Annotated in this window: 15 protein-coding genes; 9 read left to right on the forward strand and 6 right to left on the reverse strand. The window is 72.9% G+C overall.

From position 1 onward, the window contains the following. Positions 1–3 precede the first annotated feature (3 nt). Positions 4–552: a G/U mismatch-specific DNA glycosylase gene (gene mug, locus ACRAS8_RS03435; protein WP_438484258.1), complete on the forward strand. Its 549-nt coding sequence runs from the start codon at positions 4–6 to the stop codon at positions 550–552. Between the two features lie 29 nt (positions 553–581). Here mug and ACRAS8_RS03440 read toward each other — a convergent pair whose 3' ends face one another. Beyond that, a complete protein-coding gene (locus ACRAS8_RS03440) occupies positions 582–1,073 on the reverse strand; it encodes a hypothetical protein (protein ID WP_438484259.1) in 492 nt (163 codons plus the stop codon). Between the two features lie 159 nt (positions 1,074–1,232). Here ACRAS8_RS03440 and ACRAS8_RS03445 point away from each other — a divergent pair, with 159 nt between their 5' ends. Further along, entirely contained in the window at positions 1,233–2,393 is a 1,161-nt protein-coding gene (locus ACRAS8_RS03445; protein ID WP_438484260.1) for an ROK family protein, read from the forward strand. A gap of 162 nt (positions 2,394–2,555) precedes the next feature. Here the strand turns inward: ACRAS8_RS03445 and ACRAS8_RS03450 are convergent, their stop codons facing one another. Then, on the reverse strand, positions 2,556–3,302 hold the full coding sequence (locus tag ACRAS8_RS03450; RefSeq protein ID WP_438484261.1) for a GntR family transcriptional regulator: 747 nt from the start codon (positions 3,300–3,302) through the stop codon (positions 2,556–2,558). A 296-nt stretch (positions 3,303–3,598) separates the two neighbouring features. Here ACRAS8_RS03450 and ACRAS8_RS03455 point away from each other — a divergent pair, with 296 nt between their 5' ends. Beyond that, positions 3,599–4,246 carry an aspartate/glutamate racemase family protein gene (locus tag ACRAS8_RS03455; protein WP_438484262.1) on the forward strand — a complete coding sequence of 216 codons (648 nt, stop codon included), beginning with the start codon at positions 3,599–3,601 and terminating at the stop codon, positions 4,244–4,246. Here ACRAS8_RS03455 and ACRAS8_RS03460 read toward each other — a convergent pair. Together ACRAS8_RS03460 and ACRAS8_RS03465 are read right to left on the reverse strand one after the other, a co-directional pair. After that, complete coding sequence (locus ACRAS8_RS03460) at positions 4,232–5,131, reverse strand: RNA polymerase sigma-70 factor (RefSeq protein WP_438484263.1); 900 nt, start codon at positions 5,129–5,131, stop codon at positions 4,232–4,234. The genes ACRAS8_RS03455 and ACRAS8_RS03460 overlap by 15 nt on opposite strands. Before the next feature lie 118 nt (positions 5,132–5,249). Beyond that, positions 5,250–5,672 carry a VOC family protein gene (locus ACRAS8_RS03465; protein WP_438484264.1) on the reverse strand — a complete coding sequence of 141 codons (423 nt, stop codon included), beginning with the start codon at positions 5,670–5,672 and terminating at the stop codon, positions 5,250–5,252. 208 nt (positions 5,673–5,880) lie between these two features. Between ACRAS8_RS03465 and ACRAS8_RS03470 the strand changes: the two genes are divergently transcribed. From ACRAS8_RS03470 to ACRAS8_RS03490, 5 genes are all read left to right on the forward strand, one after another. Next, on the forward strand, positions 5,881–7,467 hold the full coding sequence (locus ACRAS8_RS03470) for an alkaline phosphatase D family protein (protein ID WP_438484265.1): 1,587 nt from the start codon (positions 5,881–5,883) through the stop codon (positions 7,465–7,467). A gap of 83 nt (positions 7,468–7,550) precedes the next feature. Then, the gene (locus ACRAS8_RS03475) at positions 7,551–8,951 is read left to right on the forward strand and encodes a GNAT family N-acetyltransferase (protein ID WP_438484266.1); all 1,401 of its coding nucleotides are present in this window, start codon (positions 7,551–7,553) and stop codon (positions 8,949–8,951) included. A 102-nt stretch (positions 8,952–9,053) separates the two neighbouring features. Further along, positions 9,054–10,748: a DUF885 domain-containing protein gene (locus tag ACRAS8_RS03480; RefSeq protein WP_438484267.1), complete on the forward strand. Its 1,695-nt coding sequence runs from the start codon at positions 9,054–9,056 to the stop codon at positions 10,746–10,748. Between the two features lie 151 nt (positions 10,749–10,899). Continuing rightward, on the forward strand, positions 10,900–11,346 hold the full coding sequence (locus ACRAS8_RS03485) for an Lrp/AsnC family transcriptional regulator (RefSeq protein WP_438484268.1): 447 nt from the start codon (positions 10,900–10,902) through the stop codon (positions 11,344–11,346). Between the two features lie 95 nt (positions 11,347–11,441). Further along, positions 11,442–12,215, forward strand: coding sequence for an SDR family NAD(P)-dependent oxidoreductase (locus ACRAS8_RS03490; protein WP_438484269.1), 774 nt, complete (start codon positions 11,442–11,444; stop codon positions 12,213–12,215). 144 nt (positions 12,216–12,359) lie between these two features. Here the strand turns inward: ACRAS8_RS03490 and ACRAS8_RS03495 are convergent, their stop codons facing one another. Further along, positions 12,360–13,229 carry a ScbA/BarX family gamma-butyrolactone biosynthesis protein gene (locus ACRAS8_RS03495; RefSeq protein ID WP_438484270.1) on the reverse strand — a complete coding sequence of 290 codons (870 nt, stop codon included), beginning with the start codon at positions 13,227–13,229 and terminating at the stop codon, positions 12,360–12,362. 254 nt (positions 13,230–13,483) lie between these two features. On the opposite strand from ACRAS8_RS03495, the gene ACRAS8_RS03500 reads away from it, so the two are divergent. Next, positions 13,484–14,161: a ScbR family autoregulator-binding transcription factor gene (locus ACRAS8_RS03500; protein ID WP_438484271.1), complete on the forward strand. Its 678-nt coding sequence runs from the start codon at positions 13,484–13,486 to the stop codon at positions 14,159–14,161. A gap of 137 nt (positions 14,162–14,298) precedes the next feature. Here the strand turns inward: ACRAS8_RS03500 and ACRAS8_RS03505 are convergent, their stop codons facing one another. After that, positions 14,299–15,072 (reverse strand): ScbR family autoregulator-binding transcription factor, encoded by a 774-nt coding sequence (locus ACRAS8_RS03505; RefSeq protein ID WP_438484272.1) that lies wholly within the window; start codon positions 15,070–15,072, stop codon positions 14,299–14,301. Positions 15,073–15,075 lie beyond the last annotated feature (3 nt).

Consider the following 15,075-nt stretch of genomic DNA (forward strand, 5'->3'; position numbering starts at 1 on the left):
GGCATGCGCTTCACCCCTGAGGAACTGGAGGCCGCCCGCGACCGCGTCGTCCCCGACGTCGTCGCGGGCGGGCTGCGGGTGCTGTTCTGCGGAATCAATCCCGGGCTGATGACGGCGGTCACCGGGCACCACTTCGCCCGCCCCGGCAACCGCTTCTGGCCCGTCCTGCACGCGGCCGGCTTCACGCCCCGGCTGTTCCGCCCCGCCGAGCAGGGCGAACTGCTCGACCACGGCCTGGGCATCACCAACGTCGTGGCCCGGCCGACCGCGCGGGCCGACGAGCTGACCGCGCAGGAGTACCGCGAGGGCGGCCGGCTGCTGGCGGAGAAGGTGGCCCGGCTCCGGCCGCGCTGGCTCGCGGTCGCCGGCGTCACGGCCTACCGCGTCGCTTTCGACGACAAGCGCGCCGCGATCGGCCCGCAGGAGCGCACCCTGGGCGCCACCCGCATCTGGGCGCTGCCCAACCCCAGCGGCCTGAACGCCCATTGGACACTGGCGACCATGGCGGAGGAGTACGGCCGGCTGCGCGCCGCGGCGTTCGCCGACTCCTGACCCGCGGCGGGTGCGCACCGGCCACATGGTCATCCACCCCCCGGCAGCGGTCCGTCCGCTGTGGCGGCCAGCACCTGGTGCGGCTGACCGTCGCCGGCCTGGCCCGCGCCGACCGCGAACCAGCGGCGGCCGTCCCGCCAGACGTACAGCCGCGGCACCAGGCCGGCCAGCAGCGCCAGCGGCGGCGGGACGGGCAGACCCATGGCGCTCCGCTCCAGGGCCTCCGCCAGCTCGTGGACGACGGGCTCGCCGCGACGTAAGGACACCACCGCGACCAGCGCGGCGAGCTCCTCGACGCAGCTCTCCCGGGCGGCCGCGGCGTCCGCCGGGTCCGCGTCCCACAGCGGGCCGGTCGCCCACAGGCGCGCCACATGGAAGCCCGGGCCGCTCGTGCCGGCCGCGGTGTGCTCCGTCCGCTCCGGGAAGGGGCGCACGCGTAAGGCGTCGAGCCGGGCGACGAGGCCGGCGGGCGGTCCGCCGGGTGGCTGGGTCCGCGGGTCGCGCGGGGGTTCTGTCGTCATACCGTCAGTAAACCGCGGGGGTCTGACAATTGGCCGTGCGCGCGCAACGCATCGGCGCCGCGGGCCGCTCCGGTCCGGTGCCCGCGGGGTTCCCGGGGCTCGCCGCACACCCGCTGACCGGCTACGATCCGCCAGACAGGCGAGGCGAGGAGACGGACGTTGGGTCGGCTCACCGGCGGGGACCCCTCCCTGCTGCGACGGATCAACTCCGCGGTGGTGCTGCACGCGCTGCGCGCCGCGGACTCCCCCACGCTCACCGACCTCGTCCAGGTGACCGGCCTGTCCCGGCCGACGGTCGAGGGCGTGATCGAGGGGCTCATCGAGACCGGGCTGGTGGCCGAGGCGCCCGCCGAGGAGGGCGAGGCCCGCCGTCAGGGCCGCCCGGCCCGCCGCTTCCGCTTCCGCACCGAGGCCGGCCATCTGCTCGGCATCGAGATCGGCCCGCACCGCGTCGCGGCGCTGCTGTCCGACCTCAGCGGGCGGGTGCGGGACTCGGCGCAGCGCGCGGTGGCGGAGACCGCGCCGCCCGAGGAGCGGCTGGAGCGGGTGCGGGCCATGGTGGCCGACCTGCTGCGGCATGCGGGCGTGGCCCGCAGTTCGCTGCGCGCGGTCGGGGTGGCCGGCCCGGGCATCATGGAGGCGGACGGCACCGTCCGGCTGGGCACCGCGCTGCCCGGCTGGACGGGACTGCCGCTCGGCGGACGGCTGCGGCGCTCGTTCCGCTGCCCGGTCCTGGTGGAGAACGACGCCAACGCGGCGGTCGTGGCGGAGCACTGGCAGGGCGCGGCCACCGGCTCCGACGACGTGGTGTTCGTGCTGGCCGGGCTGAGTCCGGGGGCCGGGTCGCTGATCGGCGGGCGGCTGCACCGCGGATTCGGCGGCGCGGCCGGGGAGATCGGCGCACTGCATCTGCTGGGCCGGGAGGCCACGCCGGAGACGCTGCTGTCCACGACCGGCGAGCCGCTGCACCCGCTGGACGAGGGGCAGGTGGCGGCGGTGTTCGCGGCGGCCAGGGACGGGGACGGGCAGGCGCGGGAGGCGGTGGACCGCTTCCTGCGACGGCTGGTGCACGACGTCGCGGCGCTGGTGCTGGCCCTGGATCCGGAGTTGGTGGTGATCGGCGGCTGGGCGTCGGGGCTGGCGGGCGTTCTCGGGCCGCTGCGCCGGGAGTTGGCGCGCTACTGCCTGCGCCCGCCGGAGGTGGTCCTGTCGCGGCTGGGACCGGCCGCGATCGCCACCGGGGCGCTGCGGCTGGCGCTGGACCACGTGGAGGGCGAACTCTTCGCCGTGGAGGGGACGGTGACGGGGCGGCGGCGCTGAACCGCGCGCCCGCGCCGGGACGGTACGACGGCGAAGGGCCCGCCACCGGGAACGCACGCACACGCCCCCGTAGCGGGCCCCACACCGTGAAGAGCGGAAGAACACGGGCGGCGCCGTACGGTGCCGCAACCGGGGCGGCACCTCAGGCACGGCGACGGCCGGTCAGCCGGCGAGCAGCGGCTCCGCCTCGCGCTCCCCGAAGGTGAGCCGGCAGGTGTCGGCGCGGTAGGTGGAGACCGCGACGGCGGCGGCCCGGCCCTGGGAGACATAGCGGGTGGTGACGACGAGGACGGGAGAACCGGGCAGCCGGTCCAGCTGCTTGGCGTCCTCGGCGCGGGCCGAACCCAGCTCGACGGTGCGCTCCTGGCCGTCCAGATCGCGCTCCTGGAGGGCGTGCAGCACGGCCCGGGCGCGGGCGGCCGGGTCGTCGACGGCCGCTGCGGCACAGCCGGGAACCGCGTCGGCGCGGACGTAGAGCAGCTCGGCGGCGACCGGCCGGCCCGCCGAGACCCGGCTGCGGCGCACGATGTGGACCGCCTCCCCGGGAATGGTCTCCAGCAGACGGGCCACCGCCGCGGGCACCGTGTCGGACGCGCTGGCGGCGACCGGCTGCCAGTCGTCGCCGGCGGCACCGGGCCAGGTGTCCCGGGCGGGGTCGACGGCGACGCCGACCCGCGGCGGGGCGACGGTGGTGCCGACACCGCGGCGGCGCTGGAGTCTGCCCTCCAGTTCAAGCTGTTCGAGCGCCTGCCGGAGCGTGGCCCGGGCGACGCCGAAACGGGCCGCCAGATCCCGCTCGTTGGGCAGCACCTCACCGACCGCGAACTCGGTGTCCAGTGCGTCACTGAGCACGGTCTTCAGATGCCAGTACTTGGGCTCCGGAGCCGTTTCGAGCTGCGTGGTCCCCACCCCCATGGCCGCGGGCCCGCATCCGGACCCGGTGACGTACGGCCCGCGCGCGGGCCCCGAAATGTGACGGCCCGCGCCGCGGGTCGCCGCGCCCTGGCCCGCACGTGGACCGCCGTCGTCGGCCGGTCCGCCCGCGCACCGGATATTGAGCGCTTCTTTATGAAAGGTTGTTGCAGTATCCCGACGATATGACCGCCCCCACCCTTGGTCAAGACCAATTCGCCCACCGATTCCGCCCGCTCACCGCGGCTCCCCCGGCCGCCGGCAGGCCTCCGGGCGGGCGCTACCCTCCTGCCATGCTCGCCCTGCTGCACACCTCGCCGGTCCATGTCCCCGTCTTCGACGCGCTGCGCGACACGGACGCCCCCGGGCTGCCGCTGCGGCATCTGGTACGGCCGGAACTCCTTGCCGCCGCACGGGAGTCGGGGCCCGACGCGGTCGCGGAGAAGGTCGCCGGGGAGCTGGGCGCGTTGGTGCGCGCCGGGGCCGGGGCGGTGCTGTGCACCTGCTCGACGCTGGGCACGGTGGCCGAGGCGGCCGGGCCGGCGCTGGGCGTGCCGGTGTTGCGGGTCGACCGGCCGATGGCCGCGGAGGCCGTCGCCACCGGGTCCCGGATCGCGGTCCTCGCCTCGGTGGAGAGCACCCTGGCGCCCACCACGGAGCTGATCGCCGACGAGGCCCGCCGCGCCGGGCGGACGGCGCGGGTGCGCACCGTGCTCGTGCCGGACGCCTGGGAGCGTTTCACCGCCGGCGACCAGGAGGGGAGCCTGGCGGCGGTCGCCGACGCGGTGCGCCGGGTACGGGAGGCCGGCGGGGTCGACGCCCTCGTCCTGGCGCAGGCGTCCATGGCACCCGCCGCCGAGCGGTTCGCGGACGGCGGCGTGCCGGTACTGGCGAGCCCGCGGAGCGGCCTGCGGGCGGCGGCCCGGCTAGCGGGCCAGTGACGCCAGCTTGTCGGGGTTGCGGACGAGGTAGACCGTCTCGATCCGGCCGTCCCGGATGGCGAGTTGGAAGACCGAGTCCGGGGTGCCGCCGAGGCGGGTGAGCAGCGCGATACCGCCGTTGATCTCCAGGAAGTGCAGTTCCAGGTCGGCCGGGGAGATCCGGACGACGCCGATGAGGAACCGGGCGATCTTGTCGGGCGCGTCGATGATCCGCAGCGGGGCCTTGGCCTTGCCGCCGCTGTCCCCGACCAGCCGGGCGTCCGCCGCGAGGAGGTCGAGCAGCCCGTCGAGGTCGCCGCCGGCGGCGGCGGACAGGAAGCGTACGGTCAACTCCCGCTGCCGGTCCGGGTCGACGTCGAACCGCGGCCGGCCCTCCTCCACATGGCGGCGGGCCCGCCCGGCCAGCTGGCGCACCGCGGCCTCGCTGCGCTCCAGGACGGTCGCGATCTCCGCGTACGGGTAGTCGAACGCCTCGCGCAGCACGAACACCGCGCGCTCCAACGGGGAGAGCGCCTCCATGACGAGGAGGAAGGCGAAGGTGACGGTCTCGGCGAGCGCCGCCCGCTCCGCGCCGTCCGGGGCGGGCCGGCCGGGGGCCAGGACGTCCGTGACGAGCGGTTCCGGCAGCCAGGGCCCCACGTAGGACTCGCGGCGGGACTGCACCTGGCGGAGCCGGTCGACGGCGAGCCGGGTGGTGATCCGGACGAGATAGGCGCGCGGTTCGCGCACCTCGGACCGGTCGGCGGCGGACCAGCGCAGCCAGGCGTCCTGGACGACGTCCTCGGCGTCGGCCACCCGGCCGAGCATGCGGTAGGCCACACCGTGGAGCAACGGGCGGTGGGCTTCGAAGAGCTCGGTGGCGTCGTCGGCGGGATCGGTCGGCACCGTCCCATCCCAGCGTCCGGTGCGCGCGTTGTCCAGCGGGATTGCCGTCCGGCGGCGTTCCCCGCGCGGGAAGCGGGCCGCTCCGCGCGGGCTTCGGGTACGGGCGGGAGCGGTGGTCTCAAGGCGCGGCCAGGTATTGGGCGTTGTTCCAGTCGCGGGTGGACAGGACGAGGCGGTAGCCGTCCGGGTCCTCGATCGTGACGCCCCACGCGTCCCAGTAGGGATTGTGGGCGGGGACGCGGGTGCCGCCGCAGCGCTCCAGCCGGGCGACGAGGTCGCCGGGGACCGGCCCGGCCAGGTAGAGGACGAGGAGGTCGTCCGGGGTGGGTGCCGGATGGAGCGCGCCCGTGGGGTCGAGGGTCAGCTCCAGGTGCCAGGTGGCGTCCGGCAGGCCGAGCATCAGGAGGGAGTGCTCGCCGGCCTCGGAGGTGTGGCGGTAGAGCTCGCGCAGGCCCAGCCCGTCTTGCCAGAAGCGGGCGGCGGCGGCCAGGTCGCGGGACGGGCGGGCCAGGCGGAGGGATGCGGTGCCGAGGTCGGGCATGGGTGGCGCCTTTCGTGGGGCCGCCGGGCGGCGGCGCGTTATCGGACCGTAGGCGTTGCGGGCGGTCCCTGGCGATCGGTCGATGGTCCTGCGACGCTGGTCCGATCCGGGGTCATACGGCGGGTGTTCACCGGGAGTTCGCCCGCAGGGCACCGGGTGGCGATACGAACGGGGCGTGACGAGATCGGACGCAGCACGGAGGTGCGAGATGGGCCAGGGTTCCGGCGGCGGCTTCGGGCGGCGGTCGCTCCTGCAGGGCGCAGCGGCGGGGTCCGCGGCGATGGCGCTGCCCACGGTGGCCGCGGCCGCGCCGGCGGCAGCCGCACCGGCACTGGTGCACGGCGGCCGGCCGCGCGCCTCCTGGGGAGTGCAGGCCGGTGACGTGACCGCGTCGTCCGGCCTGGTGTGGGCGCGGTCCGACCGGCCGGCCCGGATGGTGGTGCAGACCGCGGCCACCGAGTCGTTCCGCAACGCCCGTACGTGGCACGGGCCGCTGCTGGGACCGGGCACGGACTTCACCGGTGTGACCGCGCTGCACGGACTGCCGGCCGGGGAGCAGATCCACTACCGGGTGCTGCTGGCCGACCCCGACCATCCGGAGCGCACGGGCGAGCCGGTGGCCGGTACGTTCCGCACCGCGCCCGAGCGGCGCCGGGACACGCGTTTCCTGTGGTCCGGGGACCTGGCCGGCCAGGGCTGGGGCATCAACCCCGAGCGCGGCGGCTACCGGATCTACGAGGACATGCGGCGCCGGGACCCGGACTTCTTCCTGTGCAGCGGCGACAACATCTACGCCGACAACCCGATCCCGGAGCGGGTGACGCTGCCGGACGGCCGGATCTGGCGGAACGTCACGACGGAGGAGAAGTCCAAGGTCGCCGAGACACTGGCGGAGTTCCGGGCCGCGTTCCGCTACAACCTGCTGGACGAGAACCTGCGCCGGTTCAACTCCCAGGTACCGGCGATCATCCAGTGGGACGACCACGAGGTGCACAACAACTGGTATCCGGGCCAGCTGCTGGACGACGACCGGTACCGCGTCAAGGACGCCGACGTGCTCTCCGCGCGGGCGCTGCGCGCGTTCGGCGAGTACTTCCCGGTGCGGACGCTCCGGCCGGACGCCCGGGGCCGGGTGTACCGCGTGCTGCGGCACGGGCCGCTGCTGGACGTCTTCGTGCTGGACATGCGCCGTTACCGCGACGCCAACTCCCCCGGCCGGCAGACCGACGACCCGCAGGGCATCCTGGGCGCCGGGCAGCTGCGCTGGCTCAAGCGGGAGCTGTCGCGGTCGCGGGCGGTGTGGAAGGTGATCGCCGCGGACATGCCGCTGGGGCTGGTGGTCACGGACGGCCCGGTGAACTTCGAGGCGGTGGCGCAGGGCGACCCGGGGGCGCCGCTGGGGCGGGAGCTGCAGATCGCCGAGCTGCTGCGGCACATCAAGCACCGGCGGATCACCGGCACCCTGTGGCTGACGGCGGACGTGCACTACACCTCGGCGCAGCACTACGCGCCCGAGCGGGCGGCGTTCAAGGACTTCGAGCCGTTCTGGGAGTTCGTGTCCGGGCCGCTCTCCGCGGGCGGTTTCCCGGCCGTGAAGCTCGATGGAACTTTCGGGCCGGAGCAGCCGTTCATCAAGGCACCGGAGCGTGCGAACGTCTCCCCGGCGGAGAGTCCGCAGTATTTCGGCGAGGTCGATATCGACGGGGGAAGCGGGGAGTTGACGGTGCGGCTGCGTCAGGAGGGCGGCGAGGTGTTGTTCACCAAAACGCTGCAACCGGGACGGGTAGGACAGTAGAGGCCAATGTGCCCAATGCGCCTTTTACCCGTCCGACACAAGGTGTTGGCGACCAGGCAACACCTGTCCGCGAGGCTGTCCGCATGACTGAAGCGACCTCCGCCCGTTCCGTCCGGCGCCCCGACCGGCGCCGGGCCGCCGTCGCGCTCGCCGCCCTGTTCACGGCCGTGGCGGTGGCCGACGCCGCCGTCGACGCCCTGCTCCCGGGGCCGTCCGGCCGGGTGCTGCTGTGCGTTGCCGCGCTGGCCCTGCTGGCCGCGGTGGGCTGCCGGGGATGGTGGGCACGCCGTCAGGAGACGGCCCCGCCATCGACCGATCCCGCGGCCGCCGGAGCCACCGCGCCGGCCGGACCGGCCGCCGAGGCCGGCGCCCCGGAGACGGCGCTGTGGCGGATGCGGACCACGGTCCGCGACGAACCGGGCAGCCTCGCCGCCCTGTGCACGGCGCTGGCCACGCTGCGGGTGGACATCCTCAGCCTGCAGGCCCACCCGCTGTCCACGGGGACGGTCGACGAGTTCCTGCTGCGCACCCCGGCCGGCCTGGCCCCCGCGGAGCTGACCGGCACGGTCGCCGGCGCCGGCGGCAGCGACGTCTGGCTGGAGCGGGCCGACGCGCACGACCTCGCCGACGCGCCGACCCGGATGCTGGGCCTGGCCACCCGCACGGCCCTGGATTCCGCCGAACTCCCCTTGGCCCTGCGGCAGTTGCTGGGCCGTTGCACCATCCACTCAGTGCCCGCCCGGTCACTCACCGGCCAGCCGCAGGCCGAAGAAGTGCCCGCGGAGGGCGTGTTGGAGGAGCACACCATGAAGTTCCGCGACCCCTCCGGGGGCTCGCTCACCATCGAACGGCCACAGGTGCCGTTCACCCCCACCGAGTTCGCCCGGGTGCGGGCACTGGTCGAGCTGGACGCCCGGCTCGGCCAGCGGATACCGCCGCGGCGCGACGTGCTCACGCTGCCGGAGGGCAACGAGATCACCGTCCGCCGCGTCGACACCGGCGATCTCGCCGCCGCCCGGGCCATGCACGAGCGCTGCTCGACGCGGACGCTGGCGCAGCGCTACCACGGCCCGGTCGGGGACGCCGACCGCTATCTCGGGCATCTGCTGAGCCCGCGGTTCGGCCGCACGCTGGCCGTGGAGACCGCCTCCGGGCGGCTGGTGGCCCTCGGTCACCTGCTGTGGGACGGCGACGAGACCGAGGTGGCACTGCTCGTCGAGGACGCCTGGCAGCAGCGCGGCATCGGCACGGAGCTGCTGCGGCGGCTGATCGCGATGGCCGCCGAGGCCGGCTGCGAGAGCGTCTACGCCATCACCAAGGCGTCCAACACCGGCATGGTGGCGGCCATGCGCGGCCTGGGGCTGCCGCTGGACTACCAGATCGAGGAGGGCACGCTGGTGATCACCGCGCGCCCCGGCGGCCTCCCCGCCCGGCGTGCGGACGGCCCGCAGCTGCGCCTCCGGGACGGCTCCCGGCGCGGCTGAGCCGGTGCGGCCGGTACCGGAGGAGAGCGGTACCGGCCGCGACAGGCCCGTCCGACGGAATGATGGTGACGCGGCGGGCCGATCCGTACGAGGATGGCCCGCATGTCCAACACCACTACTCCCGCGGGCGGTCCGCTGCCCCGCCAGGTCGCCGACGCCTACGTCGACGCCCTCGTCGAACTGGACCCGATCACCGGCACCTTCCTCGGCGTCCCCGAGAGCTCCGGCAGGCTCCCCGACTTCTCGCCCGAGGGCCAGGAAGCGGTGGCGCAGCTCGCCCGTACGACCCTGGACAGGCTCACCGAGGCCGAGGCCCGGCCGGGCGCGGACAGCCCCGCCGAGAAGGTCTGCGCACGGCTGCTGCGCGAACGACTCACCGCCGAACTCGCCGTCCACGACGCCGGCGAGGGGCTGCGCGCCGTCAGCAACCTCAGCTCGCCGCCGCACCACGTGCGCGAGGCGCTCCTCCTCACCCCCGCCGACACCGAGGAGGACTGGGCGGCGATCGCCCGGCGGCTGCGCGCCGTGCCGGCCGCGCTGGCCGGCTACCGCGCCGCCCTCCAGGCCGGCCTGGAGCAGAACCTCCCCGCCGGGCCGCTCCAGGTGACCACCGTCATCGGCCAGCTCGACGAGTGGATCGGCACCGACGGCGGCTGGTTCGCCGAGTTCACCGCCCCCGGCCCGGAGTCGCTGCGCGCCGAGCTGGACGCGGCCGCCGAGGCCGCCAACGGCGCCCTGGTGGAGCTGCGCGACTGGTTCCGGGACGTCTACGCCCCGGCGATCGAGGGCGCGCCGGACGTGGTCGGCCGCGAGCGGTACGCCCGGCTCGCCCGCTACTACAACGGCGCCGACATCGACCCCGAAGAGGCGTACGCCTACGGCTGGTCCGAGTTCCACCGGCTGCTGGCCGAGATGGAGGCCGAGGCCGAGAAGGTCCTGCCCGGCGCGAAGACCCCGTGGGAGGCGCTGGCCTGGTGCGACGAGCACGGTGAGGCGGTCGAGGGCGTCGAGGAGACCCGGGAGTGGCTCCAGTCGCTGATGGACGAGGCCATCGACGCGCTGGACGGCACCCACTTCGACCTCGCCGAGCGGGTCCGCCGGGTGGAGTCCAGGATCGCCCCGCCCGGCGGCGCCGCCGCCCCGTACTACACCCAGCCGTCGCTGGACTTCTCCCGGCCCGGCCGCACCTGGCTGCCGACCATGGGCCAGACCCGGTTCCCGGCCTACGACCTGGTCTCCACCTGGTACCACGAGGGGGTGCCGGGCCATCACCTCCAGCTCGCGCAGTGGGCGCACGTCGCCGACCGGCTGTCGCGCTACCAGACCTCGGTCGGCATGGTCAGCGCCAACGTGGAGGGCTGGGCGCTGTACGCCGAGCGCCTGATGGACGAGTTGGGCTTCCTGACCACGTCGGAGCGGCGGCTGGGCTATCTGGACGCCCAGATGATGCGGGCGATCCGGGTCATCATCGACATCGGCATGCACCTGGAGCTGGCGATCCCGGCCGACTCCCCGTTCCACCCGGGCGAGCGCTGGACGCCGCAGCTGGCGCACGCGTTCATGGCCGCGCACAGCAGCCGCCCGGCCGACTACGTCGAGAGCGAGATCATCCGCTACCAGGGCATGGCCGGCCAGGCGATCGGCTACAAACTCGGCGAGCGCGTCTGGCTCCAGGGCCGGGAGGCCGCCCGCGCCCGGCACGGCGCGGACTTCGACCTGAAGGCATGGCACATGGCGGCGCTGTCCCAGGGCTCGCTCGGCCTGGACGACCTGCTGACCGAACTCTCGGCCCTCTGACCGGGTCACCCACTCCCGCGGCCGGCCACCACGATCCCGCGAGGGCCGGCCGCGGCGCTCAGCGGAGGGCCGGGACCGGCTGCCGAGGCCCGGCCGATCGGTCCGCCGGAGACCCTTGCTCTGCCGGTGACTCCCCTGCTAGACAGCGGGGATGACCGGATACTCCCCTGATGACGCCGACCGGCGCATCCTCGACGTCCTGCAGCACGACGGGCGGATGGGCCGAGCCGAGCTGGCGAGGGCGCTGAACATGTCGCCGAGTGCGGTGTCCGCACGGGTGCGGCGCCTGGAGGAGTCCGGGGTGATCTCCGGGTACGCGGCGGTGATCGACCCGGAGCGGGTCGGGCTGCCGGTGCTGGCGTTCGTCCGGCTGCGGCACTCCGGCGGGGACGGCCGGCCGTTCCGGGACCTGGTGGCGGACACGCCGGAGATCCTGGAGGCGCACCATGTCACGGGCGAGAACTGCCTGTTCATCAAGGTCGCGGCACGGTCGATGAAGCACCTGGAGGAGGTGTCGGGCCGGATCGGCACCCTGGGCGAGGTGGCCACCAGCGTCGTGTACTCCTCACCGGTCCCCCGACGTCCGGTCCGAACCTGACCCTCCGGCCGGCGTCCCGCTGAGCTTTGCGAGTTGAAGATCCGCCCTGCCCACGCGGTGTGCGGGCCCACCACGCACGATGGCAGAATCCCGGCATGACTGATAAGAACGGCCTGCTGTCCGGCAAGGTTTCCCTGATTACGGGAGCGAGCAGCGGGATAGGCGCGGCAACCGCGAAGATTTTCGCGGCAGAAGGTGCGTCGGTGGTGCTTGCGGCCCGCCGGGTCGACCGCCTCACTGCTCTCGTGACGGAAATCCGTGAAACCGGCGCCGAGGCATCGTGCATAGCCATGGACGTGTCTCAGGACGAAGACGTGAAACGTGCCGTCGAATTCACGGTGGAGAAGTACGGGCGCTTGGACCTGGCGTTCAACAACGCGGGCATCGGCTGCGATCAGGAGCCCATGCACCTGATGCAACAGAACGCGTACGACGAAATCATGGACATCAACGTCCGTGGCGTGTGGCACTGCCTGCAACACCAGATCGCCGCGATGCTGGACTGCGGTACGGGCGGATCCATCGTCAACAACAGCAGTGTCGCCGGGCTGCAGGCAATTCCTGCTGCCGCGCCCTATATCGCCTCCAAGCACGCCGTCATCGGACTGACCAAGGCGGCGGCTGCCGAATACGCGCAGCACGGTATCCGCGTCAACGCGGTAGCGCCCGGTACGACCCGTACCGAGATCATTGCCGGCTGGTTCGACCGGAACCCCGGGCTGGAGGAGCAGCTGCACCAGGCGACTCCGCAGGCTCGTACCGCCGAGCCTGCGGAAATCGCCCAGGCGGTCGCGTGGTTGTGCAGCGACCGGTCGTCTTTCGTCACGGGAACGGTAATGCCCGTGGACGGTGGTTACACCATGGTGTGACACCTGGGCACGGGAGATACCCGCTTGCGGTATGCCACGGAACTGTCGTGTGGATGGCACCGTGGCCGGGCCTGGACCGGCTGTCCCTTTCGGGCAGCCGGTCGGCCCGTTCGCGCTACCGCTGTCCGCGGCGATGGCCGAACGTCAGCAGCTGGAGCCGGTGAGGACGGCGGTGAATGCCAATTCGCCGTTCTGATAGCCGGTTACGGACACCGCCGTGGCGCCCTCGACCTCAGTTTCGCCGGGGCGCGCTTCGATCGAGCAAGGGCTGTCGAACTCGACGTAACGGTGGAAAACCGTGTTGACGGCTGACGCCCGGAAGGTCTTTGGTGACGCCACCAAACGGGCGGCTTGCTGGGCGGCCTCGATCAGCACGAGGCCGGGAACGTGGTCGACGGGATGGTCGTACAGCGCTGTGTTCCGGAAGTCGCTGCGCAGCAGCCACCGGCCGGCGTCGTCCGTGGGGGCGAGCACCACCTCGACATCGGTGGTGCAGTCCACCTGAGCCGGCGCGACGGGAGCCGACAGCGGCGGTTGTTCACTCACCGCCTCGGCGTGGGCACCCCGGAGGCGGCGGAAGACCGCCGGAGGGATCCATTCGAAGCTGGTGCTCGCCGTGCCGACTTGCCGTCCTTCGAAGTGGATGCTCATCGTCAGGAGCAGACTGTTGATGGCACGGCCGCGCGTCTTGGTGGGTTCGCACGCGACATTAATAATCAGGTCGGCCGGTTTGTTTTCGGCTCCCAGAAAATCCATGTCGAAGGCGAAATCGAAGGTGCGCAGCAGGATCGCATAGTCCAGAGGAGCCCCGAACTCCGCGTGCGCGAGCAGCAGTCCGGCCTGCCGCACCGTCTGGGCGACCGTCATGGTCCCGCTCCGGAACCCACGGCCCGGCACCTCGTTGCCCGGCGCCGGCCAACTGGCCGTGACCTGGTAGTTCATGGCGCTGGAACGCTGCCAGCCCGTGACCAGTACGGAGTCGTCGCGCCGGAGATGGACGAAACTCTTGGGCACGCGTGCGCTTGATTCGACGCACTGCGTCGCGGGGAGTGGCAAGCTCCCTTCCGGTGCGGCAGAACGTTCTTTGTGGTCGGGCCTGAACAATGGCCTGGACATAGGACCCCCTCGGTACCTCGAAGACAGCGCTCGGCTGGCTGATGATAAGATACGTACTCACCGGTTTGATTTTCAATGCAGAGGTACACCACCACAGAGCACTCGCTCAATCGGGGAGGTGAGCTGCGTGCGGTAGTGAGGGAGGGTCCGTCATGGCGAAGCAGGCACGGGCGATACAGACGCGCCGGCAGATCTTAGAGGCAGCGGGCGTCGTGTTCGACCAGCTCGGATACGAGTCCGCGACCATCACCGAGATCATCGCGCGGGCAGGCGTGACCAAGGGCGCCTTGTACTTCCACTTCGACTCCAAGGAAGCCCTGGCCCGGGGTGTGCTCGCCGAGGCCGTCACCACCGAGGGCGTCATCCCGCAGGAGTCCAAACTTCAGGAGTGTGTGGACCTGGGGCTGGTCCTCGCGCACCGGGTGCCGCGAGAACCCATGCTGAGTGCCGCTATTCGCCTGTCGGCCGACCAGAAGGCCCGCACCATGTTCGGCACGTCCTGGACGGCCTGGGCGACCCTCATGGGCGAGTACCTCGCCCTGGCCAAGGCGCAGGGCGAACTGCTGCCGAACACCGTTCCGGAGCAAACCGCGATGATCATCGTCGCGGCATGGACCGGCGTGGAGATCGTGACCTCCGATCTCAAGGACGGGGAGTCTCTCGAACTCCGCATTTCCCGGCTCTACGATCACCTGCTTCCCAGCATCGCCGTGCCCGGTGTACTGGCAAAGCTGGACACCTCGCCGGACCGCGGCGCCCGGATCTGGCACGCACACCAGACGCAGGGTGCGGTAGCCGGTGGCAGTGCCGATGTGCCGGTCTATGCCTGAAGTGGTGCGCTTGGGCGCGCAGTCCTCCGCTTGAGCGGTACGCGTGGATCTCCGCCGCCCGGCCTCATCCAGGCTGCATGAGCCGGGCGAACATGACGTACCCGGCTGTCGGCGTTGGTCCTTGTTGGGTCGATCCGTCACTTGAGGGGGCTCGTCGTCCCCGGGCCGGCCTGGAGGTTTCGAGCCGTGCCCCCTCTGGCGTGCGCACGGGAGCCCGACTGGCCCTTCCTCGCGCGAGGTACCGCCCTGGCGAGGCCCTCACGGGGGCCGATCGCGCCGCCCGCGGCGTTGATGACCGACTCCGTGCCCGCGAGATCCAGCTTCTCGAACGCTTCCGGCGTGGCGAGCCCGGGCAGCAACTGCCGCCAGAGGCCGGCCAGGGAGTCCCTGGAGAGCCAGTCAGGGTTCTGCCGGCCGAGGGACTCGGCTCCCACGGTGGCCGCCACGATCGTCGCGGTGACGTCGTCGTGCGTCGCACCGGGGAACGCCGTCCGGTCGGCCACGGCCCGGTCGAGCATCTCGTGAACGCAGGTGAACCAGCGCTCGCGGAGATTGATGTCGAGAGCCTGGGGCGCCTCGGAGTTCAGGTGCAGGCCCGCGCGCACCACCACGTCCCAGCGGATGTGCTGCGCGAACACGTGGCTGGTGTCGACCAGGGCCTGCAGCACCGAAGGACTCTTGCGCCGTACGTGACGCGCCAGGCCCTGCAGCGTACGGGCCGCCTCCGCCTCCACGGCCGCTGCCACGGCTGCCTTGGTGTCGAAGTGGAAGTGCAGCGCCCCCGGGCTCACGCCGGCTCCGGAGCTGATCCCGGACAACGTCGCGTGAGCGTAGCCATGTTGGTCGAACGTCTGCGCCGCGGAGCGGATCAGGGCATTGCGCGTGGAGACGGCCCTCGCCTGCATCGTCATGGG

Origin of the sequence: Streptomyces sp. S186 (assembly GCF_051603415.1) — a bacterium.
In the GTDB taxonomy this organism is placed as follows: Bacteria; Actinomycetota; Actinomycetes; order Streptomycetales; family Streptomycetaceae; genus Streptomyces.

Excerpts from the sequence above, each read along its gene's own strand:
- ACRAS8_RS03455 (WP_438484262.1), top strand. The coding sequence starts at position 3,599 with ATGCTCGCCCTGCTGCACACCTCGCCGGTCCATGTCCCCGTCTTCGAC.
- ACRAS8_RS03440 (WP_438484259.1), bottom strand. The coding sequence starts at position 1,073 with ATGACGACAGAACCCCCGCGCGACCCGCGGACCCAGCCACCCGGCGGA.
- ACRAS8_RS03480 (WP_438484267.1), top strand. The coding sequence starts at position 9,054 with ATGTCCAACACCACTACTCCCGCGGGCGGTCCGCTGCCCCGCCAGGTC.
- ACRAS8_RS03505 (WP_438484272.1), bottom strand. The coding sequence starts at position 15,072 with ATGACGATGCAGGCGAGGGCCGTCTCCACGCGCAATGCCCTGATCCGC.
- ACRAS8_RS03500 (WP_438484271.1), top strand. The coding sequence starts at position 13,484 with ATGGCGAAGCAGGCACGGGCGATACAGACGCGCCGGCAGATCTTAGAG.
- ACRAS8_RS03490 (WP_438484269.1), top strand. The coding sequence starts at position 11,442 with ATGACTGATAAGAACGGCCTGCTGTCCGGCAAGGTTTCCCTGATTACG.
- ACRAS8_RS03470 (WP_438484265.1), top strand. The coding sequence starts at position 5,881 with ATGGGCCAGGGTTCCGGCGGCGGCTTCGGGCGGCGGTCGCTCCTGCAG.
- ACRAS8_RS03465 (WP_438484264.1), bottom strand. The coding sequence starts at position 5,672 with ATGCCCGACCTCGGCACCGCATCCCTCCGCCTGGCCCGCCCGTCCCGC.
- mug (WP_438484258.1), top strand. The coding sequence starts at position 4 with ATGCGCTTCACCCCTGAGGAACTGGAGGCCGCCCGCGACCGCGTCGTC.
- ACRAS8_RS03485 (WP_438484268.1), top strand. The coding sequence starts at position 10,900 with ATGACCGGATACTCCCCTGATGACGCCGACCGGCGCATCCTCGACGTC.
- ACRAS8_RS03475 (WP_438484266.1), top strand. The coding sequence starts at position 7,551 with ATGACTGAAGCGACCTCCGCCCGTTCCGTCCGGCGCCCCGACCGGCGC.